Raw genomic sequence first — 26,808 nt, 5'->3', positions numbered from 1 at the left:
AAAGACGGAACCGCTATGAAGGGCTCCGTCTCTTTCTTATTAGGTGTTTATCAGTGTTTTTCTTTACAGAGTTCGATCAGGACACCACCAGTGGATTTTGGATGCAGGAAGGCGATATCGGCTCCATGCGCTCCGGGGCGGGGTTCTTTATCGATGAGGCGGATGCCTTCTTCCTCAGATTTTTTGAGAGCATCGGGCAGATCTTCCACTGCGAAGGCGATATGTTGGATTCCTTCACCTTTTTTCTCGATGAATTTGGCGATAGGGCTTTCTTCGGAAGTAGGTGCCAGTAGTTCAATTCTGGTATTGCCAACAGGGAAAAAGGCAACTTTTACCATCTGTGAGGGCACTTCCTCAGTTCCTTCCAGGGTGAGGCCCAGCTTTTGGTAAAAGGCGATTCCGGCTTCCAGGTCTTTCACTGCTATTCCGATGTGGCTGATGTGCTTAACCATGCTGTAGTCCTTTATTTCTTGTATTCATCGGCCAGCTTGAAGCCAAGCTTCATGGCCTTGATGTTCATATCTACAAAGGCAGGCTTCACGGTTTCACGCAGCGATGTTTCCAGAGCAGTTTCGCTAACAATCTGGGTTACTTTCACCAGAAAAGCCAGAGATAGCACGTTCGTGGACATCGTACTGCCCAACTGCTCTTGAGCAATCTCAGTAAAGGGCAGCTCATACGTATTGTCGGCAGCCAGAGCCAGGTTTTTCACGAAGGTGGTGTCGATTATCAGGGTACCGGTGTCGCGCAAGTCAAAGAGATACTTGTCGCAAGCTTCCTGTGTAAGGGCGAGCAGGCAATTGAAGTTTGTGGCTTCGGGGAAATAGATCTCTTTGTCACTGATTATCACGTCTGCGCGGGAGTATCCGCCGCGGGATTCCGGACCGTAACTCTGGGTTTGAGTAACTTTGTGCTTATCAATTACTGCGGCGCGGGCGAGGATGATGCCGGCCAGGATCAGTCCCTGACCTCCACTGCCGGAGAGACGGATTTCGTAACTCTTGTTCATTTATCCTCCCCTTTCGGAGCCACTCTGGCCACCAGATCGGCATAAGCGGCGCAGAATTCGGGTTTGATGTCCTTGCGCAGAATACCGCGGATGATCTTGCCTTGCACCTGTTCCGGAGGAAGCTTGTCCACAGCTGCCAAAGGAATGGAGTTGTCCCTGAATTCCTTCATCATCTGCGGAGCTCCGCCCTTTTTATTGAGGCGTCCGAAGATAACGGGGCAAGCGGAGATTATTTCCAGCAAAGAGAATCCGGGATGTTCCAGAGAAGCTTGAATGTAATTCTGCATTTCCTGTACGTGGAAGGCTGTGGTGCGGGCAACGAAAGAGGCGCCGGCGCCCATTGCCAGCTCACAGATGTTGAAATCAGGCTCGATATTGCCATAAGGAGCGGTGGTGGCGATGGCATCATGCGGCGTGGTAGGTGAACATTGACCGCCGGTCATGCCATAGATGTTGTTGTTGATCAAGATCACGCTGAGGTCGAGGTTTCTGCGGGCAGCGTGAATCAGGTGGTTTCCGCCGATCGCGGTGCAGTCTCCGTCTCCGGTGATCACAATCACCTTCATGTAAGGTTTATGCATCTTGATCCCTGTTGCAAAGGCGATGGAACGTCCATGCAGGGTATGCAGAGTGTTGAGGTCTATATAGACCGGCATACGGGAGGAGCAGCCGATTCCGGAAACCATCACGATGTCGTCGCGGTTCAGATTCAGGGAGGCAATGGCGCGGATAATGGCGCCCAGTACTATGCCATTGCTGCATCCGGCGCACCACACGTGAGGGAACTTCTTGTCGTGGCGCAGGTATTGATGTACTATTTTTTGCGGGATATTAGCCATCTCAACTTACCTCCTTGATCTTGCGCAGAATGTCGTTGGGTGTGATCAACTGACCGTTTACCCTCTGAATGCTAAGCACATTGCTGTCGCTCTTGTCTTTTGTAAGGCGGCGTATCTCGTTAATCAGCTGGCCTTGATTGAGTTCGGGGACAATCACGGTCTCAACATTGCGCAGCATTTTGCGCACGGCGTCATCCGGGAATGGCCAAATGGTAAGCGGGCGCAGAAGTCCTACTTTGATGCCTTCATAACGAGCTATGGCAATAGCTCCCTTGGCGGCACGGGCAGTAATACCTGCCGCGAAGATGGCGATCTTGGCATCGTCCATTTCGTGGCTTTCGATCTGCACGAGGTCCCGGATATTGTAAGAGATCTTTTTGCGCAGACGCTCCATCATCTCGGCGGCTTCGCTGCTCTTGTTTGTGGGGAAACCGTGGGCATCGTGGGTGAGCCCGGTTACATGGAACCTGTAGCCTTCGCCATAACTGGCCAGGGGCGACAGGTATTTTTGGTTTTCATCATAGTGTTTATACCAGTGCGGAGGCACTGTGGGTTTGATTCGGTTGATTACTCTCACATTTGCCAAATCAGGCAGGCGTACGGACTCACGCATGTGTCCCAGGACTTCATCCAGAAGCAGGATTACGCAGGTGCGGTATTTTTCGGCCAGGTTTACGGCACGGATGGTGAGTTCATAGCTTTCTTTTACACTATCCGGATACAGCACGATGGCCGGGGAATCGCCATGAGAACCCCAGCGGGCTTGCATGATGTCGGCCTGAGCGGGGCTGGTCGGCATTCCGGTGGAGGGGCCCATGCGTTGCACGTTCACTACCACACAAGGTGTCTCGGTGATCTTGGCAAAGCCGATACCTTCTTGCATGAGGGAGAAGCCCGGGCCGCTGGTGGCGGTAAGAGACTTGGCTCCGGCAAGAGAGGCACCTGTGATGGCGCAGATGGAGGCGATTTCATCTTCCATCTGGATAAACACGCCATTGCGCTTTGGAAGCTCAGCAGCCAATATCTCGGCAATCTCGGTAGAAGGAGTAATGGGATATCCGGCAAAGAAATTCACGCCGGCATCCAAAGCTCCATAGGCTACGGCTTCGTTACCTTGCATGATTACGGTCTTGCGTTCGCGAGTGTTTTGTAGTTCGTTGATCTTGCTTTCCACTTTGACCGCAGTTTCGGCTTTCTTCGTGGATTTTGCGACCTTACTTGTTTCTTTCATCAACATCACTTCTCCTTCGCTCCGGTGATGGCAAAATCAGGACATAAGCGATCACAGGTTTCGCAATGGATACATTTTTCCGGAGCTTGCACATAGGGAGAGCCATCGCTCTTCAATCCCAGGCATCCGGTAGGGCAGAATGCGACGCAAATGCCGCATTTCTTGCACCAATTGTAATAGATCAATACGGGGGAGTCCTTCTCTCCGGGGGCTTTGACTTCGGTGGGTTCCACCTCCATCTTGGCCAGAGTGTCTTCCTCTTTGATGATCATGCCCATACGGTCTTTAATGACTTTGTTGGACATTATTCCTCCAGTTTATTATATGAGTGTGTTACTTTTTTGCCAATACTTTTTTGAAGAAGTCACCAAGACGCTTTGCGCCTTCTTCGTTCTTTTCCAGAGTCTCATAAGAGAAATTCAGGCGCATGGTGTTATTACCTCCGCCATCGCAGAAGAAAGAGGTTCCGGCTACATAAGCTACATTCGCTTCCTTGATGCAATCCAGCAACAGAGCGTTTGTATCCAGGTGTTTTGGAGCATAGGCCATCATAAAGAGGCCGCCTTCCGGTTTAGTCCAGGTGATCTCTTCCGGCATGTACTGTTTCAGAGCGGCCAGGAAGCCTTTCTGCTTCACGGAATACATCTTGCGGATGTCTTCGATCTTGGGATCCAAAAGACCTTTTTCGATGTAGCGGGCGGCAATCCTCTGAGTGAAGGGCGGTGTGCAGAGGTCGGTAGCTTGTTTCCCCACCACAATTTTATCCAGTACATCTGCATGACCCACTACCCAACCGATACGGAAACCGGGGCAGAAGATCTTGGAGAAGGTACCAAGCATGATTACATGCCCCGTGCCGTCCAGTTCGTACATGGTCTTTTGAGTCTCGCCTTCATAACGCAGCTCACGGTAGGGGCTGTCTTCCAGAATAAGTACATCGTATTTATGGGCCAGGGCGATGATCTCTTTTCTGCGACGCTCGGTCATGGTAACGCCGGCGGGGTTCTGGAAATCCGGGATCAAATAGATAAATTTGGGTTTCTTATCCATTGCCTGAAGCTTTTTCAATTCAGCTTCCAGTATTGCGGGATCTTCTCCCTCATCATCCATGGGAATGCCGATCATTTTTGCGCCATAGGAATTGAAGGCGGATAGCCCGCCCAGATATGAGGGCAGACCTACGATCACGTAGTCGCCGCGATCAATAAACATCTTGGCAATGAGGTCCAAAGCTTGCTGGGAAGCCGTGGTGATAATCAGGTTGTCCACACTTACATCCACGCCCTGGCTCTTGTAGCGGTTTGCCAAAAGAGTGCGCAGCAGCATGTCGCCTTCGGTGGCGCCATATTGCAGGGCCATGGCGGCTTCTTTGTCCATTACTTCATTCATAATCTGTTTCAGTTCTTCCACCGGGAAGGTGAGCGGGCTGGGAAAGCCACCGCTGAAAGAGATCAATCCGGGGGTGCCGAGATACTTCAGAAGCTCGCGGATAGCCGAACGCTTCATCCCTTTGATGTTCGTGGATAATGCATTGTTCAAGTTGGTGATCATGTTGATCCTCCGTATATTTTATTTTTCTTCGTAAACCAAAACTTTCTTATTACTCTTGCGCCATTCCCGGTAAGCGTCCTTGATTTCAAGCTCCCAGACTATGCGTTTGTCCATGTCTTCAAAAGTAATAATATCTATGTAAAAAGTACGTTTATTCTTGCCCACAAAGCTTTTTTTGGGAAACTCCACTACGATCTCGCCATCTATGTTGAGAATGGTAACTTCGTTCAAAAAAACGCCTTCAGCGATCTCCAGGATCGCTCTTGCCTCCACACTGCCTGCCTGTACATCACGAAAGTGGATATTCATATATTCTCCAATCATTACTTAGTACCCCTATAAATCAATCGCTTTAAAGGTCAAGTGTTTTTTCTGAAGCTATTCCTGCCAATTGAGCTTTCTGGCTTGGCAAGCGTAACTGAAGCACCGCAACAATCGGCATAGACAGGCGCAGGAAAACCGGAATATGTCAAACATGGACGGTATCAGAGTTCCCAGTCGCTTGGAACCGATTATCTGGGCTTACAAAGGTTTTATGCCAGATTATCGAGATTTCACTTGCGGGTAGGCATGTTTAGCAATATCATATCATAAGCATAGACATTATAAAAAGGACATAGATATGCAGTTACAAATCGGCATCGACGGTATGCATTGTGCTTCATGCAGTGCGAATGTGGAGAAGAGTTTGAAAGCTCTGGGTGGAGTAAGTTCGGCTCATGTGAACCTCGCTTTGGAAGAAGCTCAGGTGGAATATGACGAGCGCAAGGTAAAGCAGGAAGCCATTTTCAAGAGTATCACCGATCTGGGTTTCAGCATCCGGGATAGTGTGTATCGGGACGAGGATGAGCATATCCGGATGATGCACATGGCTTCACGGCGGATGATATTCAGTTGGATACTCACGGCCTTGGTGTTGGTATTGATGATACCGCATATGTTCTTTGGCGGCAAGGTCTTTGGGCACAATGCCGATGCCTGGATTATGTTTGCTTTATCCCTCACGGCAGTTCTTTTTCCCGCTCGTCACGTGTATGTCTCTGCGTTCAAATCCCTGAAGGGGCGCGCTGCAAACATGGACGTGCTCATCGCTTTGGGTACTCTCTCATCTCTAATGGTAAGTCCGTTGTCACTGGTGATCACGAACATCTCTGCACACGATTTTGCAGGTATTGCCGCCATGATCATCTCCTTCCACCTCACGGGACGATATCTGGAAAGCAGAGCCAGGGGTAAAGCCTCCGAAGCCATACGCAAACTGATCTCACTTGGTGCCAAGACGGCCATTCTGATGATTGATGATTGCGAGCAGGAAGTTCCCGTACACCGTATCAAAACCGGAGATATCTTTGTGGTGAAACCTGGAGCCAAGGTTCCTACAGACGGCATTATCACCAGCGGTACCAGTTCTTTGGATATTTCTATTGCCACCGGTGAGTCCATGCCGGTTACATGCACTGTAGGCGATGCCGTTTTGGGTGCTACGATCAATTTAGATGGATACTTCCTTGCCAGGGCTACCAAAGTAGGCAAGGAGACTTTTCTGGCTCAGGTGATTAAGATGGTGAGCGATGCTCAACACTCCAAAGTGCCTATCCAGCTTTTGGCAGACCGCATCACGGCGATCTTTGTGCCTGTGATCCTGGCGCTGTCACTGCTTGTTTTTGTTGCTTGGATCATTTTTCCTGGCTTCATGGGAAGTGTGGCAGCCATTCTGCACACAGTATTACCCCTTTCACTTCCTGCAGATGGAATTGCGGCAGCTTTGATGGCCACGATTGCTACTCTGGTGATTGCCTGTCCTTGCGCCCTGGGTCTGGCCACGCCTACCGCCTTGATGGTGGGCTCCGGCATTGGGGCAAATAACGGCATCCTGATTCGCAGCGGTGAGGCTTTGCAGCGTATGAAGGATGTGGATACGGTGCTTCTGGACAAAACTGGCACCCTCACTCACGGTAAACCCGAACTGATCAAAACAGACGTATTCGAAAGTGATGAAGAACAAGTTCTTGGCCTGGCTTATGCTCTGGAAAACTCCAGCGAACATCCTCTGGCGCTTGCCATCAAGAATGCAGCACAAGCACAAAACTTGAGTCTGAAGCCCATTCAGAATTTTAACGCCAGTCCCGGTCGTGGAGTATCTGCAGATATAGGAGGCATAAATTACTATCTGGGCAGTCTCAATTGGATGCGGGAAATCGGTATCGAGAGTGAACCGGAGCCGGATGCTGATCTCGCTTATGCCGGCAACATCTATCTGGCAACCGATGCCAAGCTATTGGCTCGCTTTTATGTGGCAGACACCATTCGGGAGGAAGCACGCAGTGTGGTACAAAGCCTTTTGCAGAAAGGGATAAAGCCGATTATGATGAGCGGCGACAACCTGGATACAGCCCGGGCGATAGCGCATAAATGCGGCATTACAGATGTGCTGGCCAATGTTTTGCCTGCTGATAAAGCAGGGAAGGTGAAAGAACTGCAGGCCGGTGGCAGCGTAGTGGCAATGGTAGGAGACGGTATCAACGACGCTCCGGCTCTGAAGCAAGCAGACATCGGGATCGCCATGGGCATGGGTACCGATATTGCCATCGAAGCGGCGGATATCACGATCTTACGAGGAGATCTAAACCTCATACCTTTGGCGCACAAGCTTTCAGTGCAGACCTTTGCCAAGATCCGTCAAAACCTGTTTTGGGCGTTTTTCTACAATCTGATAGCCATTCCATTGGCGGCTTTCGGGGTATTGCATCCAGTAATCGCGGAGATTGCAATGGCGCTCAGCTCGGTAACGGTGGTATCCAATGCCAACCTTTTGCGGAGAAAGTTCTAACAACTCGTTAAGGCACGAATGTCGTTTTGCTACTGGACTGCCGAACTTCGAAAAGATAGATACTTCTGCCGATGATTCAGAAGCTTCATTCCTCCTGGGATTATCTATACTTGAACCTGATATCATCGGGTTATCATCGGGTGAGTACAGGATAATAACACCTTGATATCAGCTTCAACACTGGATAGAACAAAGGGAAAGAGGAGTATCATTTCTCTTCTTTGTTTTATCCTTCGCAACACATAAGCTTGGGACTACTCATGATGAAGCGGCATATAGAAATGAATACAATGCAATAGTGGCTTGAGACATCACATAGAGCCCCAATATGCGTGGATTGATTATTGCCCTGTTCCGGCTTTGGCTTATCTTGTATTCTAAGAAGAATCTACAGAGGAACACAATGAAACGAAATATAATCCTGCTATGCATGATGCTTTTGTCCCTTGCGTTATGGGCTCAGGGCAGCTTTCGTATTGAAACCGAATTGAGTGCGGCAATTTCCGGATACAATGATGTACGCAGCCCAAACAAAGACAACAATAGTCCCTTGCTGTCTTTCACGGACGAACTAAGCACCGATCCTGGCTTTAGCAGCAGATTGCTCTTGCACTACATGCCTCACCCCCGGCATCAGATTACACTTATGGCAGCACCTCTGACCTTGAAGCCAAAGGGAAGCCTGGAAAACACAATTGATTACGAAGGAGTCACCTTCAATGCCGGTGAAGAGATTGATGCGGAATATCGTTTCAATTCCTATCGTCTGGGCTACAGATACTTCTTTCCCAAACGTCTCTTTGTGTTGAAATCTGTGGGAGCGGCAGCCAAGATACGAGACGCAGAGATCCTTCTGAAGAATGGCAGTAAGAAATCCTCCAAAACCAACATCGGCTTTGTTCCGCTTCTCAATTTCGACCTGGGATATCCCATCATGGAGGAATTGGAGTTGGTATTGGAAGCAGAGGGCTTGGCATCACCATACGGCAGAGCGGAAGATGTGTATTTGGGCTTGGATTTCAGAATCAATCACAAACTAAACATGCGCGCCGGTTATCGCCTCTTGGAAGGCGGTAGTGACAACGATGAGGTCTATACCTTTGCCGCAATTCACTATGGCACTATAGGCTTCAGTGTCAGATTATAAAGATGGAGGAGATATAGATGGAGGCTTTCAGTTTTCACAATCCCACTCAGATTCTTTTTGGGCAGTCATCGATAGAAGAACTGGGCGAGATACTAAAGAAAGATGGCATCACCAAGTGTCATCTGATTGCCGGAGGCGGATCTTTGAAAATGAATGGTGCGTACAAGCGCATTCTGGAAAGCATGAAGGCAGCTGGTATAGAAATGACAGAATCTTGGGGAGTGCAGGCCAATCCAACCTTGAATAAAGTAAATGAGATCGTGCTGCAGCTGCGCCAAAACGCCTCTGAGGCTATTATCGCAGCCGGTGGAGGCTCCGTGATCGACACTGCCAAAGCTGCAGCAGCGGGAGTATATCTCAAAGAAACATGGAATGCCTTTACGGAAAAGGAAAAGATCGTACAAGCTTTGCCCATATACACGGTACTGACGCTATCGGCAACGGGTAGTGAGATGAACGGTAATGCTGTAATTACAAACATGCAGACACGGCAGAAATGGGGAGTGTCTTCGCCTTTCCTGTATCCCCGGGTGAGCATCATAGATCCCTCTCTGCAAAGCACTTTGCCTTTCAAACAAACGGCAAACGGTGCCATGGATGCCATCGCTCATATTCTGGAATTCTACTTCGCAGACGATAGAGCTCTCAGTACGTTGGCCATCAATGATGCCTTGTTGCGCACCATTGTGGATATGACAGACCGTCTCAAACAAAATGCTGCAGATATTGTGGCACGGGGAAACCTGGCCTGGAGTGCGACCCTGGCGCTGAACGGCATCAGCGGAGTGGGTTTGCATGAAGGAGACTGGGGCTGCCACAGTATCGAACATGCTTTTAGTGCGCTGCATCCGGAGATAGCACATGGTGAGGGTCTGGGAGTAATCTTCCCGGCTTGGATCGAGTATTTGAGCGAGAAGAATCCAGCTTGCTTCCTGAGGTGGGCAAAATGCGTGTGGAACGAAGATACCGTAGCCTTGGCAGTGCGCCGATTTCGCGATAAACTGCAGGATTGGGGTTTGGCAGGTTCCTTGAGAGATTTGGGCATCAAACAGAACGAATTGAGCACCCTCCTGGACATGATAATGGTGCAGCCTGCCATCGGAGAAGTGTTTAAGCTAAAGAAAGATGAAATCCGCTCTCTATTGATGCTGGCTTTTTAAAAGCTATTAGGGTTGAACTGCCACCTTAATAATCGTAGTAGGTATCAAGGACTTATTACCCGTGTATAGTGTAGAGTCTTAACTGTCTGAAAGCAAGATCGGATATAAAGACAAGAATATTAGCTAAAAGATATTGACTGCTTTTCACATCTGGAATTATGAGTTTATCAATGAGGAATTGATCGTGAAAGATGTCATAGCAATTACCACACTAGTAGTTAGCCTGATTCTGTTCGGCTCCTATGTTTATACACTCACAGAACCTGAGTACATTACTCTAAACAGAGCCAAGCCGATCGACGTTCTGATGGATCCTGTACAGAGTGCAGCTCCAGATACAATAATCCCGATTATCCATAGGGGAAAAGAGCGTTACACCATTATCCCTCAGAAACGTTATCAGCTATCGGGAATTGTAGTAAGTTACCGTAGGTACCGCCGAGGTTGGATGCACAATCTTTCTCCCTGGGATTATACAGTGTCGTGGGGTAATACTCAGCAGTATTTGCCCTACGTGAAGTTCGATCAGATAGTGCGCTTTTGCCTGTTTAGCACCAAACATCCGGAAAAAGTGGATATCTCCTATTTGGAAAGCCATATTGCCAATAATCATCTGATCCCGGCTAATAACAATCTCCGCAAGGCAATGGGACGGGTAAAGAAGAAAGATCAGGTTCTGATTGATGGCTTTCTGGTGAATGTAATCAGCACAGACAGAAAGAATAGGATCGGCAACTGGACTTCCAGCCTTACGCGGGAAGATACCGGTAATGGCGCATGCGAGATCATATATGTAACCCGCCTGCGCATCAATAATGATGTCTATGAATAGACCGCTCTGGTGAACGGTTCTGGTCGATGGCAGGATCTGTCTTTGCTGTCTTCAAGAAAAAGCCCGCAGAGAGCGGGCTTATATATCTTAATGAATGGAGGTTTTCTATATCAATCCATCGCGTTTAAGCAGCGCTTCAGGATCCAGAGGTCGTCCTCTGAAAGCCTCAAAGAGCTCTTGGGGATGGAAGGAATTTCCTCTGGACAGGATGTATCTGCGGAAGTTCATAGCGGTCTCATGGTCAAAGATACCTTTTTCCTTGAACAGACTCCAGGCATCAGCTTCCAGCGCTTCTGCCCATTTGTAGGAGTAGTATCCAGCAGCGTAACCGCCTGCAAAGATATGGGAAAAGGAGCAACTAAAGTTGGTTCCTTCCACAGGAGGCAGGAGGGTAAAGCGTTTCGTGGCGTTTCTTTCGAATTTGTCCACGTCATCGATGCTTTCTGGATCTGCCAGGTGCCAATCGAAATCGACATTGGCATAGCGCAATTGAGTAACGTTTCCGGTTCCGGCATTGAAATTCCTGGCAGCGATCACTTTATCCAGCAGTTCCTTGGGGAGGGGCTCGCCGGTCTTATAATGCCGGGCAAACAGGTTCAAGGCCTCTTCTTCCAGAAGCCAGTTTTCCATTATCTGGCTGGGCAATTCCACAAAATCCCAGAGTACGGAAGTGCCTGAGAGTCCGTGGTAATAACCGTCTGCCAGAAGGGAATGCAGGGCATGACCAAATTCGTGGAAGATGGTGCGAGCTTCGTCCAGCCGCAGTAGAGAAGGGCTTTTATCCGTGGATGGAGTGAGGCTGCCCACTATCATTACCTGCGGACGGCGCATTCCGTCGTGATACAGTCCCTGACCTTGCAGGCTGCTTTTCCAGGCTCCACCTTGTTTTGTATCGCGGGGGAAGAGGTCGATGTAGAGCAAACCAAGATAGCTGCCATCTTCATCATAAGCTTCCCAAGTACTTACGTCTTTGTGATATACTGGCACATCGTGGACTTGTTTCATGGTGATGCCGTAAATCTTATTGACCACTGTGAAAAGACCGTCGATCACATTTTCCACTTTGAACCAGGGCCGCAATTCCTCGGGATCGTAGGCATACATTTTTTCTTTGAGTTTATTGCTGTAATATGCCCAATCCCATCCCATCAGAGTGTCTATACCATCCAATTCTTTAGCTAGCTTGGCCACTTCCTCGCGTTCCTTCAGAGCGGCTGGATATGCCACTTCATACACTTTGTCCAAAAACTCTCTGGCCGTATCCACACTGGCTGCCATGCGGTCTTCAAGCACGTATTCAGCGTGATTTTCGTAGCCCAGGAGCTTGGCGCGTTCCTTGCGCAGGACAAGAGTGCGTTTGATGATATCCGAATTGTCATATTGGTCTTTGAAAGCGCGTGAATTGTAGGCAGTGGATATTTTGCGTCGGATTTCACGGTTTTTACAATAGGTGAGCAGCGGTGTTAAGCTGGAAGGTTGAAGGGTGAAGAGCCATCCGCTCTCCTTGCCTTTTTTACGTGCCGTAAATTCTGCGGCATCCAATACTCCTTGAGGTATGCCTTCCAGGTCTTTGGGATCGGTGATGTGCAACTCAAATGCATTGGTTGCGTTTAAAACGTTGTCGCTAAATTTGGGTGAGAGCTGTGAAAGCTCCATAGCGATCTCGGTAAAGCGTTTCTTCTCTGCATCTTTCAACAGTGCACCACCACGGATAAAGCTTTTGTAGCTGCGCTCGATCAGGCGATAGCGTTCTGCTCTACGTAGGGCTTCCTTATCACTGAGATCCTTTGGCAGAGTAGGTTTTGGCTTTCCGGCCACTTCTTCGGTATATACTGTTTTCACACGCTCGAAGATCTTGGGATCGGTAGCGATTGCCGAGCTAAATTCTGCCAGCATGGGAGAGATTTTTTGTGCTAGAGCTTTGAACTCGGCATCCGAATGAGCGCCTAAAAGGTTGAAATAGACCGTAGAGGCATAATCCAGTTCCACAGCTCCATTCTCCATAGCCAGGATCGTGTTTTCAAAAGTGGGGGCTTCTGGATTATTCTTCAAGGCTTCAATCTCTGCTTTGGCGGTTCTTAGTCCTTCTTCAAAGGCAGGCATGAAGTGTTCAAGTTTAATTTCATCAAAAGGGATTGCCTTCAGACGATGAGTGTTCTCTTTGCGTAGTAAGGGATTGTCTTGCATTCTCACTCCAATTTTGTAGAATATTATCTATTAAACACAAGTTATTGGCGGGCACTTAAACGTCAACTCTTTTTCCCGGTTTCTTGTCAGATTTGCTGGTGTCAGATCAAGCTGGGAAATTGCCACAGCTACCGAAGGACTCTTTTGAGTTTTTCTCCTCTTCCCCTTTGTTCGATGCAGTGATGAAGCTGATATCAAGCCGCTATCATCCTGTACTCACTCGATGATTACCCGATAATATCAGGTTCAAGTATAGATAAACCAGAGGAGGAACGAAGGTTTTGAATCATCGGTAGAAGTATCTGCAAAATTAGAGTTTGGCAGACCAGTAACATACGGCATACGTGTCTTGACGAGGCACTGGAGCCTTCTTTCAGCTCAAATTACAATGAGAAAGTAGCATCAGCGATCAGAGTAATCAGCAAACTGCGTAGAGATGCCAGAACACTCAACAAGCCAATGGACATTCAGTGTGTGTGTCAGCGAATCAGTATCCCCTACCCGGAAGATTTAGCTTTACTTATACAGCCCGGTAAAAATGATGTCACTTATGAGAGAATGCTTAACAAAAAAACATAAGGATATAGAAGAAAATGGAGACACTTAAACCCTTGGACAAGTTGAGGGTTCGCAAACAGAAGGCCATGCTCGGCGGCGGTGAAAAGCGTATTGCCGAGCAGCACGAGAAAGGCAAACTTACTGCCCGCGAACGCATTGAAAGTCTGGTAGATCCAGACAGCTTTGAAGAATTTGACCTCTTTGTGAGACATCAGTGCACAAACTTTGGCATGCAAGACACAGTATATGACGGCGATGGTGTGGTTACCGGCAGTGCGACTATCAATGGCCGCGTTGTCTATCTTTTTGCGCAGGATTTCACCGTCTTTGGCGGTTCGCTATCCAAAACTTATGCTGAAAAGATCTGTAAGATCATGGATATGGCGCTCAAAAACGGTTGTCCCTTGATCGGATTGAACGATTCGGGCGGCGCTCGCATCCAGGAAGGAGTTGATGCTCTGGCGGGTTATGCTGAGATCTTTTGGCGTAATGTGATGGCAAGCGGCGTGATTCCGCAGATTTCCGCCATATTGGGTCCCTGTGCTGGTGGCGCTGTTTATTCCCCTGCCATTACGGACTTTGTGGTGATGGAAAAGAACAACAGCTATATGTTCGTTACCGGTCCTAAAGTAGTAAAAACCGTACTCAACGAAACCGTGAGCATTGAAGATCTGGGCGGAGCCAAAATCCATGCCAGTAAAAGCGGTGTAGCGCATTTTATGACCAACAGCGAAGAGGAAACTCTGATGCTGATCAAGAAATTGCTATCCTATCTGCCGGCAAACAATATGGAAGACCCACCGGTCTATCCCAGCCCGGATCCCCTTACCAGAGCCTGTCCGGAGTTGGAAGAGGTAATCCCGGACAATACTAATAAGCCTTATGATATATTGGACGTGATTCACCCCGTCTTGGATGACGGCGAGTTTCTGCAGGTAATGGGTAATTTTGCCCAAAATATAGTTGTCGGTTTTGGCCGTCTTAATGGTTACAGCGTGGGAGTGGTGGCAAATCAACCCAAGGTATTGGCTGGAGTATTGGATATCGACGCTTCCATCAAGGCCGCTAGATTTGTGCGTTTCTGCGATTCCTTCAACATCCCATTGGTGGTGTTTGAAGATGTCCCCGGCTTCCTTCCGGGTACTTCTCAGGAGCACAATGGCATCATCCGCAATGGTGCTAAACTGCTTTATGCCTTTGCTGAAGCCACCGTACCCAAGATTACCGTGATCCTACGCAAAGCTTACGGTGGCGCATACTGCGTGATGAACAGCCGCCATATGCGTGCCGACCTGGTATATGCCTGGCCCAGTGCCGAGATTGCCGTGATGGGTCCCACGAGTGCAGTGGAAGTAATCTTCCGCAAAGAAGCAAAGGATAGTGATAATCCCAAGCAAGTGCTCAAAGATCGCGAAGAAGAATACCGCGAGGCATTCTCGAACCCATATCGTGCCGCCGAACGAGGCTATGTGGACGATATCATCGAACCAGCTCAGACCCGTTTCCGCTTGATCCGCGCCCTGGAAATGCTGGCAAACAAAAAGGATAGCATCCCACCGCGTAAGCACGGAAACATCCCTTTGTAGGATGTGATGATGCGTAAGATATCATTATTTATACTGCTGCTTGTGCCCTGGCTCTTGTGTGCGCAGGACCTAATGCAGGATAGCTCGCAAGCCAATGCTGATTCCCTTGTCTTGGCACGCGAGCGGGAAGTAGCATCAGAGTTCGGCTTTCGGGATAGTAACACTTTGAAAGATGTGGCAGTCAAGCTGGAAATCGAAGATATTGCTCGGTGGAAGCATGCGTTGAACCTGGAACCTGAAAACAAAGCTTTGGACAATATGAGTTTGCGACGCTTGGGCATCACCCCATATCAGGCTTTTCTGGCAAAACAGACTGTGGATTATGGCTTCAATGAGCTTAGTAGCCTTGGCACGGTTGCAGCAAAGCTGGATATACCTATCAAAAAGATGAAAGCGATGCTGGGATACAACGATTCCATGGATACCAGTCAGGACAATTTATCCCTGCAGGCCCTGAATATCGAACTGGAAACGATTAGCGGGTTGAAGGAAGACTTTGATGAACACATCCTTTCTTATAGCGGATCTGTGACATTGGTGGGCATACTTATTGTATTTAGTGCGCTATTGATTACCAGTATTATCATCAGCCAATTGGTACATCTGAATAAAAAGAAAGATGAGGAGAGCAAGATCACCGTAAGCAGTTCCGGTAAAGTGAAGAGCGCACCCAAAGACCTGAACAGCAATGTGATAGTGGCTGCAATCACGGCACTGCATATGCATAGAATGGATCTGGAAGAACGCCGCAAGATGGTGCTTACCTTCCGCCGCACCCCTACCAATCAATGGCGAGCAAGTGCAGTGCTCAGCATGCCAAACCGCGAAATGACTTCTGTAAGGAGACCCAAATGAAAACCTATAAACTCTTGATTAACGGTGAGCGCTATGACGCTCGCGTGTTGGAATACAGCAGTTCTCATGCCAAGATAAATATAAACGGTCATGACTACTTGGTGCAGATCGAAGAAGACCACAGCAGTGATGTTCCCAAACTGGGCGGTCAGGAAAAGGCCGTACCTATGGCTCCCGCATTTAACAGCGATTTTGACTTGGGTTCGGGGGAGATGCGTGCTCCTCTGCCCGGTGTGATTGTCTCCATTCCGGTAAAGGAAGGTGATGAAGTAAAGAGCGGTCAGACCATAATGATAATAGAGGCTATGAAGATGGAATCCGAGATTGCCTCGCCAGTAGATGCCAAAGTGGCAAAGATAGTAGCCAAAGAACGTGCTTTGGTTCAAGAAGGCGACATCCTCATGATTCTGGAAGGTGGCCAGGTTAAACAGAGCCCCACTGTGACCCGCAGACAAGTCCGCAGTGATGCAGTCCTTGCAACACAATCTGGATCAGCTCCCGTGGCAAGTCCCGCAGGCGATAAAAAGCTGATAGCTCCCATCCCCGGCACCATCATCGATGTGAAGGTAAATGTGGGACAGCGAGTTCATAATGGGGACGTAGCATTGGTTTTGGAAGCCATGAAGATGGAATCCGATATTCATTTCTTCCGGGACGGCGTAGTGAGTAAAATAAATATCAGCAAAGGCGACAGTGTTCAGGAAGGTGACATCCTGATCGAGCTGGAGGACTAAGGCATGCAGGAACTTCTACAATTTATCCAGACAACGGGATTCCTGAATGTGGAAATTGGCGATATCATAATGATTGCCGCTGGACTGTTCTTTGTGTATCTGGGTATCAGCAAGGAATTTGAACCTCTGCTATTGGTTCCCATCGGCTTCGGTATGGTCGTGGGAAATATTCCCGGAGTAGCGGAACAAGGATTAGGTGTACAGAGCGAAGGCTCTGTGCTGTCCTATCTGTATTTTGGGGTAAACAAAGGAATATATCCATCCCTGATCTTTTTGGGTGTAGGAGCGATGACGGATTTTAGCGCACTGATTGCGAATCCCAAGTTGATCCTATTGGGTGCTGCAGCGCAGTTTGGCATCTTTGCCACCTTTATTGGATCCATCCTGTTAGGCTTTACTATCCTGGAGTCTGCCTCCATCGGCATCATCGGTGGAGCGGACGGCCCAACCTCGATCTTTTTGGCCAGCAAGTTAGCACCCCATCTATTAGGCTCAATTGCCCTTGCAGCATATTCATATATGGCACTGGTACCGGTTATTCAGCCACCCATCATGCGTCTGCTTACCACCAAAAAAGAACGCCTGATCCGCATGAAACCTCTGCGAGTGGTATCTAAGAAAGAAAAGATATTCTTTCCCATTGTGGCATTTATCGTAACCACTTTCATAGCTCCGGGATCAGTTGTGCTTTTAGCTATGCTCTTTCTGGGTAATCTGCTCAAAGAAAGCGGTGTTACAGATCGCCTGGCAAATAGCGCTAAATCTGTGTTGATAGATGTGGTGACGGTGCTGATCGGGCTCACGGTAGGCGCAAAGACTACTGCAGATGTGTTCCTGACTCCTTCCACCATCAAGATTTTTATCCTGGGAGCTGCAAGCTTCTCCGTAGCAACAGCATCCGGAGTGATCTTTGCCAAGGTCATGAATCTGTTTTCCAAAAACAAAATCAATCCCTTCATCGGAGCTGCCGGTGTTTCTGCCGTTCCAGCCGCTGCCCGTGTAGCACAGGTGATGGGGCAGAAATACGACCGGGCAAACTACCTGGTGATGCATGCCATGGCACCAAACGTGGCAGGAGTGGTTGGCTCCGCTGTAGCAGCCGGCGTACTATTGGGACTCTTCGGTTCCTGATGCGAAACCTGCTCGCTATGATTGCCAATTGATATATAGGGTGCATAACCAATGGCTTGGGACCTCAAATCCCGGGCTTTTCTCTGCTCAACAGATGACAGATTAGACTCATATGTCCCTCAGCAACGAAACATTCCATTCTCTGTGGTTGTGGATATAGTTCCATAGCATTCCATTAAGCATGGCAATGAGTAAATGGGATAAAGGTACTGAATGAGCAAATTCATAAGAAGAAATTGGTTGACGAAATTGTAAGGGTATCAGTTTATGATACTATTGAGATTGTGTGCGCAGAGAGCATATGCCATCTCAATAATGCCAATATCGGCAGCCTATAAACACATGGACAACGACTTTTTTGGATATGGGACTCAATTCCCATGGACTTATTTTGTGATATAAAACATAATTCAGGGAGGAATTATGAAGAAACTACTTTTTATGTTTATGCTCAGCCTGATGATGGGCAGTGGGCTTTTTGCGCTTGCAGCAGGTGATATCGCCATCATAGCAGTGCACACAGATGCAAGCAAATACATGGCATTTGTTACTCTTACTGATATCCCTGCAAATACGGTTATCAGCTTCACCGATAATGCCTGGAATGCTACGACAGAGACTTGGCGGAGTGGTGAAGGAACCATTGCATGGTCAAACGAAGCTCAAACTGATGCAGGAACTGTAGTTCATATAGGCCTTGTTAGCCCTTTCTCAGCTAATGTTGGTACCGTTACAACCAGTTCGGGTTTTACCCTTTCTACAAGCGGAGACCAAGTATTGGCTTATGAAGGCACTACTGCACCTACCACAAACAATGATTCTACCTGGTTGTATGGATTTTCTACAGAGTCTTTCAGTTGGGGAGATTCTTCTACAACTTCTGATATCCCAACCGTACTAGCAGACTACTCTGTAGCAATTACGTTAACTACTACAGATGTTGATAACGCAGTGTTCGCAAATGGTAGTATATATATTGATATCATATCGGTAACTGGCAGTAAAAGTGAGCTACTCATGCTGTTCACCGATAATACAAAATACTTCATCAGTGACACAGCTATTGTTATCCCAGAATATACTTTCACAGTTACAGGCGGGGGGCTTCCTTTTGCCGCAACTCCCACCTTCAATCCAGAAGCGGGTACTTATTACACTACTCAGAGTGTTACTATCAGTACTACCACTCCCGGTGCGAGCATTTATTATACATTGAATGGAGATAATCCTACGGATGCCAGCACCCAATACACATCAGCCATACAGATTACTACAAGCACGACCGTAAAGGCTATAGCCTACGCAAGCGGCTATCAGCCCAGTTCAATAGCAATGGCTGATTATGTGATTGAGACCCCGCAATACGCCACGATTCCATATACCCAAACCTTTGATGCGGATATGGGAGATACCTACAGCTATAGCGTGTCTGGTCCCACCAAAACCTGGTACTACACTGATGGCACAGCAGCAATAAATGGTTACAATTCTGGTGATACCGAAGAGGATTGGCTAATCCTGCCTGGTTTGAACATGAACCTAAATTCATACGAAAAGATGAGCTTTGAAACATGGGGTTTGTATGGAACTCCCGGAGTTGATAACTATTTGAAGCTTTTTTACTCTACAAACTATGCTGGAGTCGGTAATCCCAGCAGCGCTACTTGGACAGAGATTTCCTTCACATCACCATCGGAACCTGATGTCTGGGCAAATTCCGGACTATTGGATCTATCCGGCATCTCAGGCACAAGTGTATTCTTTGCCTTTAAATACTATGCTGTTGCCGGTAACTACACATATTGGAAGGTAGATAACATCAATATCTACAATCTGGATCCCGGTCAAGCGGTGGTCACAGTAAGTACTTCTTCTCTCAGCGGATTCAATTATGAGGTGGACCAAGGTCCATCCGAAAGCCAGACCTTCACAGTGAGCGGAGTAAACTTGAGCGGCTCGATCAGTATTGTTGCATCAGCAAACTATCGGGTTTCTAGCAATGGCACGTTTTATAGTACCAGTCTTTCCCTTACTCCTGTAAGTAGTACCGTTGATGTAAAAACAATTTATGTAAGATTGACCTCTGGTCTTTCTATTGGGGATTATCCGGGAACCATTACCATCAGCTCCACCGGAGTAGATCAGCAAACCATTACTCTTAGCGGTGCCGTTACTGAGCCAATCCCTCCAGCGGCAAACCTGTTCTTCAGCGAATATCTTGAGGGTAGCAGCAACAACAAAGCTCTGGAGATCTACAATGCTTCCGGAGCACCTGTAGTTCTTTCCAATTATAGAGTTGATCTCTATGCTAATGGAGCTACCACTCCGGGTAATACACTTACATTGTCTGGCACATTGGCAGACGCTAGTATGTTTATTATAGCGAACGCCAGCTCAATTCCGACGATCCTGGATGTGGCAGATGTTACCGCCACAGTTACCTATTTTAATGGCGACGACGCTGTAGCCTTGGTATATATTCCGGATGAATCGATCATTGATGTTATTGGTGAAATCGGTAATGATCCAGGTACTGCATGGAATGTGGCGGGTGTTACCAATGCCACACTGAATCACACCCTAATCCGTAAACCTACAGTTGCTACTGGAAACTCAAACTGGGCAGCACAACAGGGTACCAATGCTGAAGATAGTGAATGGATCGTGATGGCGCAGGATTACATTGCTGATCTGGGTCTTCACACCTACAATCCCGGGGGCAATCCTATGGCTTCTGCACCTGTATTTGATCCTCCCGCTGGTGCTTATTTAGTTCCGATCAACGTGAGCCTCAGCAGCTCTACTCCTGATGCAGTAATCCGTTATACCACAGATGGTTCAGAGCCCACCGCAACGTATGGTACAATTTATTCCACTCCTATCGCTATCTCTGCCTCCACTACTATCAAAGCCATAGCCTACGCCGATGGATATGATCCCAGCATAGTGGTGGAAGCTACCTACGCTTATCCTACTCCCATCAGCAATATCGCTGCCCTGAGAACGCAACCTACCGGAAATACATATGTTTATACTCTCACCGGTGAAGCTGTACTCACATTCCAACTGAGCAACCGCAATCAGAAGTACATTCAAGATGCTACTGCAGCTATCTTGATTGACGATTACTCAGCAGTGATCACGAGTACCTACAACCTTTATGATGGCATCACAGGCATCACAGGGTATCTGAGTCTTTATAACCAACTTCTGCAGTTTATTCCCGTTGCCGATCCCGGTCCTGCTACTTCTGCGAATAACGTTGTGGAACCGGAAGTGCGAACCTTGGCGAGCCTTACCAGTGCTGATCAGTGCAAACTGATCAAGGTGATGGATATTAGCTTCTTATCGACGGGTACCTTCTCATCCTCGGCTCAGAATATCAATGTGGAGGATGCTTCCGGAAGCCTCGTCCTGAGAACCTTCACTGGTGCGGATTATGCTGGCACTACTATCCCAGTCGATCCCGTGAATCTTATCTGTCTGGTGGGTCAATACGGCGATGATATGCAGATCGGACACCGTTTCCTTAGCGATATCGAAATGCCTCTGAGCAGCCCGGAGGTGGATATCGCCTTGATGGATACCATGCTGCATCTCAGTTGGCCTGCGGTTAGCGGCGCCACTAGCTACAGAGTGGAAGCAGCGGATAATCCCTATGCCACCGCGTTCACCACGGTGGGTACCACAAGTTACACTGAGATGCTGATTACTCCTTCTGCATCAAAGAAATTCTACCGTGTAATAGCTTTACCCTGATTGACAAACATAAATCATATCTGCGGGATGCCACAAGGTGTCCCGCTTTTTTGGTTTGCCCCAAAGCTTCGCTGTACTCAGCTTTGGGTACCCCGGAAGTTACCTCACAAAAAAACTGCGCATTTCCGTGGGGATCCCGGTAATACTCTTCAAACCTTCCGCTGTTGAGCCTGACAATTCGCGATAATTTGGGTAAATCTGTGGACAAAAAAAGCATCAAGATGTCTCTTTATGTAAAGCAGTGCCGAAGTAGATATAAAGGCGTTATCATCCTATGCTCACTCGATGATAACCCGACTATATCAGGTTCATCTCTAGATAACCCAGAGGAGGAAAATAGAATAAAACATAGGCTGAACGGTGTCTTTCGTACCGGTGATCGCCGCAGCGCCGAAAATTGTAGAAAGGTATCCTCCAGTACGGAACCCCTCACTTTAACACCGTCAGGTAGGGTAACATTATATATTTTGTATCTCATTGTTTACCTATACGTGATATGGTCAAATGGACTTCAATATCTGGGGTGGATTCTATGCAACGAAGTCCAAGCCACCACTTAACTTATTTAAACAGAGGTAGTATGGGTGAACTCTGTGTATTACTTGGGTTTAAGTCTGATGTAATAATGTCTGATATCTTTCAGGTGTGCAGAAGAAAAGCATTGACATATTTCGGGGACTGAAAAACAAGGTTATGAATAAGAATAAAAGCAAGAACATAGAGTGAGCCGTAAAAAAAGTAATTGACAAAAAAAGTGGTTCGAAATTGATTGGCAAAACCTTACGCCGATGTAGCTCAATGGCAGAGCAATTGATTTGTAATCAATAGGTTGGGGGTTCAACTCCCTTCATCGGCTCCATAGATGTGGAGAGGTTCCCGAGCGGTCAAAGGGAACAGACTGTAAATCTGTCGTCAGACGACTTCGGAGGTTCAAATCCTCCCCTCTCCACCACATTTGCCTTAGCGGGAGTAGCTCAGTTGGCTAGAGCATCAGCCTTCCAAGCTGAGGGTCGCGGGTTCGAACCCCGTTTCCCGCTCCATTTTTTTTAAATGTCATCTCTTTTTGGGTGGCGTAGAGACAGGCTCAAGTAGCTCAGTAGGTAGAGCGCATCCTTGGTAAGGATGAGGTCACCGGTTCAAATCCGGTCTTGAGCTCCATTTTAAGAGCAGGTTACGAAGTTTGCGGAAGCTTTTGTAATCCGGCTAAATTTTTTATAGCGAATAATACAAGGACATGGAATAGTAATTCCAGGAGGAACAATGGCAAAAGAAAAATTCGTACGTACCAAGCCACACGTAAACGTTGGTACGATTGGTCACATTGACCATGGTAAGACCACGCTCACCGCGGCGATTACCGCTTACCTTTCAAAAAAGGGCGGAGCCAAATTCCGTTCTTTCGATAGTATTGACAATGCCCCAGAAGAAAAGGCTCGTGGTATTACCATTGCCACTTCTCACGTTGAATATGAAACTGACACTCGTCACTATGCCCACGTTGACTGCCCTGGTCATGCCGACTACATCAAAAACATGATCACTGGTGCCGCTCAGATGGACGGTGCGATTCTCGTTGTAAGCGCATATGACGGCCCCATGCCTCAGACCCGTGAGCACATCCTTCTCGCCCGTCAGGTAGGTGTGCCTGCCATCGTAGTATTTATGAACAAATGCGACCTCGTTGATGACGAAGAGCTGTTGGACCTGGTGGAAATGGAAGTGCGTGAACTTCTTGACAAATATGAATTCCCCGGCGACGAAATTCCCGTGATTCGCGGTTCTGCCCTCAAAGGTTTGAATCAGGATCCCGATGGAGAAGCTCAGATTCAGGCTTTGATGGACGCTGTGGACAACTACATCCCGCTTCCTGACCGTGCTGTTGACAAACCCTTCCTGATGCCCGTGGAAGACGTGTTCTCCATCCCCGGCCGCGGCACTGTTGCCACCGGTCGTGTGGAACGCGGTGTGGTGAAGGTTGGCGACAAGATCGAGCGCGTAGGTATCCGCGAGACAGTGGAAACCACCTGCACCGGCGTGGAAATGTTCCGCAAGCTTCTGGATGAAGCTCAGGCTGGCGACAACGTAGGCTTGCTGCTGCGCGGCTTTGCCAAGACCGACGTGGAACGCGGACAGGTGCTTGCCAAACCGAAATCCATCACTCCTCACACCAAGTTTATTGGTCAGACCTATATTCTTACCAAAGACGAAGGCGGACGCCACAAACCGTTCCAAACCGGTTATCGTCCCCAGTTCTATTTCCGTACCACCGATGTGACCGGAACCCTCACTCTGCCTGAAGGCATCAAGATGGTTATGCCCGGCGACAACGTGGAAATAAATGCCGAACTCATTACCCCGATTGCTATGGAGCAGGGACTTCGCTTCGCTATCCGCGAAGGTGGTCACACCATCGGCAGCGGTGTTGTATCCAGCATTATTGAGTAAGCTGTACAAACCGGAAAAGAAAGATGAGAGATATAGTAATCCTGGCTTGCGAAGAGTGCAAGAATCGTAATTATACCACGACGCGCAATAAACGCAAGCATCCGAACAGAATGGAGCTGAAGAAATATTGCCCCACCTGCCGGAAACACACAAATCACAAACAGCGCTAAACGCTGATTAATAGATGTTGCAGGACAGTAGTTCAACTGGTAGAGCACCGGTCTCCAAAACCGGGGGTTGCGGGTTCGATTCCTGCCTGTCCTGCCAACATTATTTTCCGGAGATCGTTTTTGGCGATGCGCCGGGGAAAATGGTGAGATAAATGAAATTTGAAAATGTAAGTCGCTTTTTCCGCGATGTGCGTTCTGAGATGAAATCGGTTAGCTGGCCTGGTAAGGATGACCTCAAAGAGGGTACAGTGGTGGTGATAGTAATGTCCGCCATCGTGGCCATCTTTCTCTCCTTGGTGGATTTTGGCTTTTCGAAGATCTTGGAACTGCTGTTTTAAGGGGAAGACCTGTGGCAATGAAATGGTATGTAATCCATACCTACTCAAGTTTTGAGAACAAGGTAAAGACCGCGATCGAAAAGGGTCTGGAAGGAACCGAACTGGGTAAATCCGTCGGGCAGATATTGGTGCCCGTACGCAAGACTTTTGTCATCCGGGACGGTAAGAAGATCGAGCGGGAACGCAAGGTTTTTACCAGTTATGTGATCCTTGAAGCAGAAATGAGCCAGGAACTGAAGACCTATATCCTGAGCATGGCTGGTGTGACCAGTTTTTTGGGCATGAGCAAGGAACACAAAGACCCCATCGCACTACCTCAGGAAGAAGTGGATCGCTTGCTGGGCATAGCAGATCCGGATCGCGATTTCAAGACTTTTTCATATATGCCGGGAGACTTGGTGCGTGTGATATCCGGACCTTTCTCCGATTTTGAGGGCATCGTGCAAAAAACTGCCGATGAAGGCAACAAGCTGGTGATCGATGTTACGGTGTTTGGCCGTCGCACCCCTGTAGAGCTTAATGGAAATCAAGTAGAACTGATTAAGAAATAGATATTATACAAAGAGGAAATAAATCATGGCAAAACCAAAAGATGCCGTAGCAATCATAAAACTGCAATTGCCTGCCGGTAAAGCAACTCCGGCTCCTCCGGTCGGTCCCGCATTGGGTCAGGCTGGTGTGAATATACCAGAATTCTGCCGCCAGTTTAACGATAAAACTCAAGATCAACCCGGAATGGTGTTTCCGGTAGTGATCTACGTAGCAAAGAATAAATCATTTACTTTTGAGATCAAGACTCCTCCAGCCAGCGTACTGATAAAAAAAGAAGCAGGCCTTGCAAAAGGTTCCGCTACCCCAAACAAAGCCAAAGTGGGGAAATTGAATCAAGCGCAGCTGAAGACGATCGCCGAACTCAAAATCCAGGATATGAATTGCCATTCCCTTGAATCCGCTATGAGTATGATCGCAGGTACTGCACGGAGCATGGGCGTCACCATCGAAGAGTGACCCCGCCCGGTGCAGGAGATAGTATTCATAAAGGAGATTCAATGAAACATAGTAAAAGGTACAAAGTCGCCTATGCGATGTATGACCGCCAGAAACGTTTTGATCTCGACGATGCACTCAAACTGCTCAAGAGCCTGCCGGCTCCGAAGTTTGACGAAACGGTCGAAATTCACTTCAATCTTGGCGTGGATCCTCGCAAAGCCGATCAGCAGATCAGAAACTCGCTGGTTCTGCCCCATGGAACGGGTAAGACAATGCGTGTGTTGGTCTTTGCTGAAGGTGACAAAGCAGACGAAGCCAGAAATGCTGGCGCCGATTACGTTGGAGTAGATGAACTCGTGGAAAAAATCACCGGTGGGTGGTTCGATTTCGACGTGGTCATCACTACTCCGAACCTGATGGGACGTATCGGAAAATTAGGCCGTGTCCTCGGTCCGCGCGGACTGATGCCCAATCCCAAAGTGGGAACCGTAACCATGGATATTGCCAAAGCCGTTGCAGAAGCAAAAGGCGGAAAGGTCACTTACAGAGTGGATAAATTCGCCAACCTGCATGTTCCGGCCGGCAAGATCAGCTTTGAAGAAGGCAAATTGAGAGACAACGTGAAAGCCATTCTCTCTGCGGTTCTCAAAGAACGCCCTGCAACCCTCAAGGGAGTTTTTATTAAGAGCATCACTCTGTGCACAACCATGGGCCCCGGCATCAAACTACAGGTCGCAAGCGCAACCTTGGCAGCAAAGAGCTAAAGGGAGGCACGAAAACATGGTTCAACAATACAAAGTAGATACTGTAAAGAACCTCGTCGAAAGACTGAGCAGCGCAAAAGCGATCGTACTAGTGGATTACAAGGGAATAAACATCGAACAGGTGAATGAACTGCGCAACCGCTTCCGCACAGAAAAGGTGGATTATCTGGTGCAGAAAAACACACTGCTCAAAATTGCATTGAACGAACTGGGAATCACCGAACTGGATGACTATCTGAAAGGCCCCACTGCCGTAGCTGTATGCCTGGAAGAAGAAGTTGCCCCCGCTCGTGTGATTGCGAAGTTCATAAAAGAAGTAATGGAAGAGGCCGACTATCCCAGCTTCAAAGCCGGATACGTGGCAGGACATGTATTTAGCCCCAAAGAGCTTAAAGCTCTGGCTACCCTTCCCAGCCGTGATGAACTACTGGCCAAAGTACTGGGCAGCATGACTGCTCCGCTCACCGGGTTCATGGCGGTAAACCAGGGTGTAATCCGCAAATTCATATATGCGGTGGACGCACTCGCAACAAAACAAGCTGATGCCAGCTAATCAAGAATTATTTATATATCCGATGGAGGAAAGATGTCCGATAAAAAACAACAAGTAATTGACCTGATTAAAGAAATGACCGTTCTTGAGCTCTCTGAACTCGTCAAAGAAATGGAAGAGATATTTGGCGTATCCGCCG

Annotated in this window: 25 protein-coding genes and 5 tRNA genes; 22 read left to right on the top strand and 8 right to left on the bottom strand. The window is 48.1% G+C overall.

Translation table 11 applies throughout. From position 1 onward, the window contains the following. Positions 1-50 precede the first annotated feature (50 nt). Genes mce through PHF32_05275 form a run of 7 tightly spaced genes read right to left on the bottom strand, consistent with a single transcriptional unit; the run spans position 51 to position 4,939 of the window. Entirely contained in the window at positions 51-452 is a 402-nt protein-coding gene (gene mce / locus PHF32_05305; protein ID MDD4560141.1) for a methylmalonyl-CoA epimerase, read from the bottom strand. Between the two features lie 11 nt (positions 453-463). Next, the gene (locus tag PHF32_05300; protein ID MDD4560140.1) at positions 464-1,009 is read right to left on the bottom strand and encodes a 2-oxoacid:acceptor oxidoreductase family protein; all 546 of its coding nucleotides are present in this window, start codon (positions 1,007-1,009) and stop codon (positions 464-466) included. Beyond that, positions 1,006-1,848, bottom strand: a complete 843-nt coding sequence (locus tag PHF32_05295) for a 2-oxoacid:ferredoxin oxidoreductase subunit beta (protein MDD4560139.1) — start codon at positions 1,846-1,848, stop codon at positions 1,006-1,008. The genes PHF32_05300 and PHF32_05295 overlap by 4 nt, the downstream gene beginning before the upstream one ends. A gap of 1 nt (position 1,849) precedes the next feature. Further along, positions 1,850-3,085, bottom strand: coding sequence for a 2-oxoacid:acceptor oxidoreductase subunit alpha (locus tag PHF32_05290; GenBank protein MDD4560138.1), 1,236 nt, complete (start codon positions 3,083-3,085; stop codon positions 1,850-1,852). Then, positions 3,085-3,384: a 4Fe-4S binding protein gene (locus PHF32_05285; protein MDD4560137.1), complete on the bottom strand. Its 300-nt coding sequence runs from the start codon at positions 3,382-3,384 to the stop codon at positions 3,085-3,087. Before PHF32_05285 ends, PHF32_05290 begins: the two co-directional genes overlap by 1 nt. Positions 3,385-3,412: 28 nt before the next feature. Next, complete coding sequence (locus PHF32_05280) at positions 3,413-4,630, bottom strand: PLP-dependent aminotransferase family protein (protein MDD4560136.1); 1,218 nt, start codon at positions 4,628-4,630, stop codon at positions 3,413-3,415. A gap of 18 nt (positions 4,631-4,648) precedes the next feature. Then, positions 4,649-4,939, bottom strand: a complete 291-nt coding sequence (locus tag PHF32_05275; protein ID MDD4560135.1) for a hypothetical protein — start codon at positions 4,937-4,939, stop codon at positions 4,649-4,651. A 313-nt stretch (positions 4,940-5,252) separates the two neighbouring features. Between PHF32_05275 and PHF32_05270 the strand changes: the two genes are divergently transcribed. The 4 genes from PHF32_05270 (at position 5,253) to PHF32_05255 (ending at position 10,599) form a co-directional block, all read left to right on the top strand. After that, entirely contained in the window at positions 5,253-7,460 is a 2,208-nt protein-coding gene (locus PHF32_05270; GenBank protein MDD4560134.1) for a heavy metal translocating P-type ATPase, read from the top strand. Between the two features lie 403 nt (positions 7,461-7,863). Further along, positions 7,864-8,607, top strand: a complete 744-nt coding sequence (locus PHF32_05265) for a hypothetical protein (GenBank protein ID MDD4560133.1) — start codon at positions 7,864-7,866, stop codon at positions 8,605-8,607. A gap of 17 nt (positions 8,608-8,624) precedes the next feature. After that, positions 8,625-9,767 carry an iron-containing alcohol dehydrogenase gene (locus PHF32_05260; protein MDD4560132.1) on the top strand — a complete coding sequence of 381 codons (1,143 nt, stop codon included), beginning with the start codon at positions 8,625-8,627 and terminating at the stop codon, positions 9,765-9,767. A gap of 184 nt (positions 9,768-9,951) precedes the next feature. Then, positions 9,952-10,599 (top strand): hypothetical protein, encoded by a 648-nt coding sequence (locus tag PHF32_05255; GenBank protein MDD4560131.1) that lies wholly within the window; start codon positions 9,952-9,954, stop codon positions 10,597-10,599. 105 nt (positions 10,600-10,704) lie between these two features. On the opposite strand, the gene PHF32_05250 is transcribed toward PHF32_05255, so the two are convergent. After that, complete coding sequence (locus PHF32_05250; protein ID MDD4560130.1) at positions 10,705-12,786, bottom strand: M3 family metallopeptidase; 2,082 nt, start codon at positions 12,784-12,786, stop codon at positions 10,705-10,707. 593 nt (positions 12,787-13,379) lie between these two features. Here PHF32_05250 and PHF32_05245 point away from each other — a divergent pair. The 18 genes from PHF32_05245 to rplL all read left to right on the top strand — a co-directional run. Beyond that, positions 13,380-14,930, top strand: coding sequence for an acyl-CoA carboxylase subunit beta (locus PHF32_05245; protein MDD4560129.1), 1,551 nt, complete (start codon positions 13,380-13,382; stop codon positions 14,928-14,930). 9 nt (positions 14,931-14,939) lie between these two features. Next, the gene (locus PHF32_05240; GenBank protein ID MDD4560128.1) at positions 14,940-15,785 is read left to right on the top strand and encodes an OadG family protein; all 846 of its coding nucleotides are present in this window, start codon (positions 14,940-14,942) and stop codon (positions 15,783-15,785) included. Beyond that, on the top strand, positions 15,782-16,519 hold the full coding sequence (locus PHF32_05235) for a biotin/lipoyl-binding protein (GenBank protein MDD4560127.1): 738 nt from the start codon (positions 15,782-15,784) through the stop codon (positions 16,517-16,519). The genes PHF32_05240 and PHF32_05235 overlap by 4 nt, the downstream gene beginning before the upstream one ends. A 3-nt stretch (positions 16,520-16,522) precedes the next feature. Further along, the gene (locus tag PHF32_05230) at positions 16,523-17,650 is read left to right on the top strand and encodes a sodium ion-translocating decarboxylase subunit beta (GenBank protein ID MDD4560126.1); all 1,128 of its coding nucleotides are present in this window, start codon (positions 16,523-16,525) and stop codon (positions 17,648-17,650) included. Positions 17,651-18,073: 423 nt separating this feature from the next. Continuing rightward, positions 18,074-21,409: a chitobiase/beta-hexosaminidase C-terminal domain-containing protein gene (locus PHF32_05225; GenBank protein ID MDD4560125.1), complete on the top strand. Its 3,336-nt coding sequence runs from the start codon at positions 18,074-18,076 to the stop codon at positions 21,407-21,409. 784 nt (positions 21,410-22,193) lie between these two features. Then, positions 22,194-22,268, top strand: a tRNA-Thr gene (locus PHF32_05220). Between the two features lie 7 nt (positions 22,269-22,275). Next, a tRNA-Tyr gene (locus tag PHF32_05215) sits at positions 22,276-22,361 on the top strand. Between the two features lie 11 nt (positions 22,362-22,372). After that, positions 22,373-22,449, top strand: a tRNA-Gly gene (locus PHF32_05210). 42 nt (positions 22,450-22,491) lie between these two features. Beyond that, positions 22,492-22,567, top strand: a tRNA-Thr gene (locus tag PHF32_05205). A gap of 102 nt (positions 22,568-22,669) precedes the next feature. Beyond that, positions 22,670-23,854 (top strand): elongation factor Tu, encoded by a 1,185-nt coding sequence (tuf, locus tag PHF32_05200; protein MDD4560124.1) that lies wholly within the window; start codon positions 22,670-22,672, stop codon positions 23,852-23,854. A 23-nt stretch (positions 23,855-23,877) separates the two neighbouring features. Next, positions 23,878-24,024 carry a 50S ribosomal protein L33 gene (gene rpmG, locus PHF32_05195; protein MDD4560123.1) on the top strand — a complete coding sequence of 49 codons (147 nt, stop codon included), beginning with the start codon at positions 23,878-23,880 and terminating at the stop codon, positions 24,022-24,024. 21 nt (positions 24,025-24,045) lie between these two features. After that, positions 24,046-24,121 (top strand) — tRNA-Trp (locus tag PHF32_05190). 55 nt (positions 24,122-24,176) lie between these two features. Beyond that, entirely contained in the window at positions 24,177-24,362 is a 186-nt protein-coding gene (gene secE / locus PHF32_05185; GenBank protein ID MDD4560122.1) for a preprotein translocase subunit SecE, read from the top strand. A gap of 17 nt (positions 24,363-24,379) precedes the next feature. After that, positions 24,380-24,913 carry a transcription termination/antitermination protein NusG gene (gene nusG, locus PHF32_05180; protein MDD4560121.1) on the top strand — a complete coding sequence of 178 codons (534 nt, stop codon included), beginning with the start codon at positions 24,380-24,382 and terminating at the stop codon, positions 24,911-24,913. A 25-nt stretch (positions 24,914-24,938) separates the two neighbouring features. Beyond that, the gene (gene rplK, locus PHF32_05175; protein MDD4560120.1) at positions 24,939-25,370 is read left to right on the top strand and encodes a 50S ribosomal protein L11; all 432 of its coding nucleotides are present in this window, start codon (positions 24,939-24,941) and stop codon (positions 25,368-25,370) included. A 41-nt stretch (positions 25,371-25,411) separates the two neighbouring features. Further along, complete coding sequence (rplA, locus tag PHF32_05170; GenBank protein ID MDD4560119.1) at positions 25,412-26,116, top strand: 50S ribosomal protein L1; 705 nt, start codon at positions 25,412-25,414, stop codon at positions 26,114-26,116. A gap of 16 nt (positions 26,117-26,132) precedes the next feature. Further along, a complete protein-coding gene (gene rplJ / locus PHF32_05165; GenBank protein MDD4560118.1) occupies positions 26,133-26,669 on the top strand; it encodes a 50S ribosomal protein L10 in 537 nt (178 codons plus the stop codon). 33 nt (positions 26,670-26,702) lie between these two features. After that, positions 26,703-26,808, top strand: a 106-nt coding sequence (gene rplL / locus PHF32_05160) for a 50S ribosomal protein L7/L12 (GenBank protein ID MDD4560117.1), incomplete at its 3' end; no start/stop codon positions are given.

The organism is Candidatus Cloacimonadota bacterium (assembly GCA_028706475.1).
Taxonomy (GTDB): Bacteria; Cloacimonadota; Cloacimonadia; order Cloacimonadales; family Cloacimonadaceae; genus UBA5456.
The sequence above is the reverse complement of the archived record's forward strand: the minus strand, read 5'-3'. Positions and strand labels throughout refer to the sequence as shown.

Bases quoted from the DNA above. Each gene is read 5' to 3' on its own strand.
- mce (MDD4560141.1), bottom strand. From the start codon at position 452: ATGGTTAAGCACATCAGCCACATCGGAATAGCAGTGAAAGACCTGGAA.
- PHF32_05300 (MDD4560140.1), bottom strand. From the start codon at position 1,009: ATGAACAAGAGTTACGAAATCCGTCTCTCCGGCAGTGGAGGTCAGGGA.
- PHF32_05295 (MDD4560139.1), bottom strand. From the start codon at position 1,848: ATGGCTAATATCCCGCAAAAAATAGTACATCAATACCTGCGCCACGAC.
- PHF32_05290 (MDD4560138.1), bottom strand. From the start codon at position 3,085: ATGTTGATGAAAGAAACAAGTAAGGTCGCAAAATCCACGAAGAAAGCC.
- PHF32_05285 (MDD4560137.1), bottom strand. From the start codon at position 3,384: ATGTCCAACAAAGTCATTAAAGACCGTATGGGCATGATCATCAAAGAG.
- PHF32_05280 (MDD4560136.1), bottom strand. From the start codon at position 4,630: ATGATCACCAACTTGAACAATGCATTATCCACGAACATCAAAGGGATG.
- PHF32_05275 (MDD4560135.1), bottom strand. From the start codon at position 4,939: ATGAATATCCACTTTCGTGATGTACAGGCAGGCAGTGTGGAGGCAAGA.
- PHF32_05270 (MDD4560134.1), top strand. From the start codon at position 5,253: ATGCAGTTACAAATCGGCATCGACGGTATGCATTGTGCTTCATGCAGT.
- PHF32_05265 (MDD4560133.1), top strand. From the start codon at position 7,864: ATGAAACGAAATATAATCCTGCTATGCATGATGCTTTTGTCCCTTGCG.
- PHF32_05260 (MDD4560132.1), top strand. From the start codon at position 8,625: ATGGAGGCTTTCAGTTTTCACAATCCCACTCAGATTCTTTTTGGGCAG.
- PHF32_05250 (MDD4560130.1), bottom strand. From the start codon at position 12,786: ATGCAAGACAATCCCTTACTACGCAAAGAGAACACTCATCGTCTGAAG.
- PHF32_05245 (MDD4560129.1), top strand. From the start codon at position 13,380: ATGGAGACACTTAAACCCTTGGACAAGTTGAGGGTTCGCAAACAGAAG.
- PHF32_05240 (MDD4560128.1), top strand. From the start codon at position 14,940: ATGCGTAAGATATCATTATTTATACTGCTGCTTGTGCCCTGGCTCTTG.
- PHF32_05235 (MDD4560127.1), top strand. From the start codon at position 15,782: ATGAAAACCTATAAACTCTTGATTAACGGTGAGCGCTATGACGCTCGC.
- PHF32_05230 (MDD4560126.1), top strand. From the start codon at position 16,523: ATGCAGGAACTTCTACAATTTATCCAGACAACGGGATTCCTGAATGTG.
- PHF32_05225 (MDD4560125.1), top strand. From the start codon at position 18,074: ATGAAGAAACTACTTTTTATGTTTATGCTCAGCCTGATGATGGGCAGT.
- tuf (MDD4560124.1), top strand. From the start codon at position 22,670: ATGGCAAAAGAAAAATTCGTACGTACCAAGCCACACGTAAACGTTGGT.
- rpmG (MDD4560123.1), top strand. From the start codon at position 23,878: ATGAGAGATATAGTAATCCTGGCTTGCGAAGAGTGCAAGAATCGTAAT.
- secE (MDD4560122.1), top strand. From the start codon at position 24,177: ATGAAATTTGAAAATGTAAGTCGCTTTTTCCGCGATGTGCGTTCTGAG.
- nusG (MDD4560121.1), top strand. From the start codon at position 24,380: ATGAAATGGTATGTAATCCATACCTACTCAAGTTTTGAGAACAAGGTA.
- rplK (MDD4560120.1), top strand. From the start codon at position 24,939: ATGGCAAAACCAAAAGATGCCGTAGCAATCATAAAACTGCAATTGCCT.
- rplA (MDD4560119.1), top strand. From the start codon at position 25,412: ATGAAACATAGTAAAAGGTACAAAGTCGCCTATGCGATGTATGACCGC.
- rplJ (MDD4560118.1), top strand. From the start codon at position 26,133: ATGGTTCAACAATACAAAGTAGATACTGTAAAGAACCTCGTCGAAAGA.